Annotated in this window: 1 protein-coding gene; it reads left to right on the top strand. The window is 68.9% G+C overall.

What is annotated here, in order from left to right:
• A partial coding sequence (gene ftsZ, locus EOA29_RS36900) for a cell division protein FtsZ (protein ID WP_127222422.1) occupies window positions 1-1249 on the top strand: 1249 nt, incomplete at both ends.

Below are 1249 nucleotides of genomic sequence, written 5' to 3'. Positions count from 1 at the left end.
ACCGAAGGGCTCGGCGCCGGCTCGCAGCCGGAAGTCGGCCGCGCCGCGGCGGAAGAATGCATCGACGAGATCATCGACCATCTCTCCAACACGCATATGTGCTTCGTCACCGCCGGCATGGGCGGCGGCACGGGTACGGGCGCTGCTCCGGTCGTTGCCCGCGCGGCACGGGAGAAGGGCATCCTCACCGTCGGCGTCGTCACCAAGCCGTTCCATTTCGAAGGCCAGCGCCGCATGAAGACGGCCGACATGGGCATCGAGGAACTGCAGAAATGCGTCGATACGCTGATCGTCATCCCCAACCAGAACCTGTTCCGGCTGGCCAATGACAAGACCACCTTCGCCGATGCCTTTGCGATGGCCGACCAGGTGCTCTACTCCGGCGTTGCCTGCATCACCGACCTGATGGTCAAGGAAGGCCTGATCAACCTCGACTTCGCCGACGTCCGTTCGGTGATGCGCGAGATGGGCAAGGCGATGATGGGCACGGGGGAGGCTTCGGGCGAGGGCCGCGCGATGGCCGCCGCGGAAGCCGCGATCGCCAACCCGCTGCTCGACGAAACCTCGATGAAGGGCGCCAAGGGCCTGCTGATCTCGATCACCGGCGGCCGCGACCTCACCCTGTTCGAGGTGGACGAAGCCGCGACCCGCATCCGCGAGGAGGTCGACCAGGACGCCAACATCATCCTGGGCGCCACCTTCGACGAGGAACTGGAAGGCGTGATCCGCGTCTCGGTGGTCGCCACCGGCATCGACAAGTCGGCGGCCGAAATTGCTGCCGCGCCGATCTCGATCCGCGCGCCGCAGAAGCCGGTCGCTCGTCCCGCGGCGCCTGTTCAGGAAAGCCGTCCCGCGCCGGTTCAACAGCAGACGGTCTACGAGCCGCGCGCGGTCGATCCGGTCGCCGAGGCGATCCAACTTGCCGAGGCGAATGCCGCCGCGATGGCGCAGCCGCGCCCGGCGCCGGTCGACGACTTCCGGCCGCAGAGCAAGATCTTCCAGGCCCCGCCGGCGCAGCCGCAGCCGGTGGTGCAGCAGCAGGTCGTGCAGCCGGCGCCGCAGCGCGAGATGCCGCAGCCTGTTGCGGCGGCGCCGCAGCGCATGCCGCGCGTGGAGGACTTTCCGCCGGTGGTGAAGGCCGAGGTGGAAGCCAAGAGCCGCCCTGCCGACCACGAGAACAGCGGGCCGATGGGGCTGATCAAGCGCCTGACCAATGGCCTGACCCGCCGCGAGGGAGAGCCGGCCCGGC

The organism is Mesorhizobium sp. M1E.F.Ca.ET.063.01.1.1, from assembly GCF_003998155.1.
Taxonomy (GTDB): Bacteria; Pseudomonadota; Alphaproteobacteria; order Rhizobiales; family Rhizobiaceae; genus Mesorhizobium.
The sequence above is the reverse complement of the archived record's forward strand: the minus strand, read 5'-3'. Positions and strand labels throughout refer to the sequence as shown.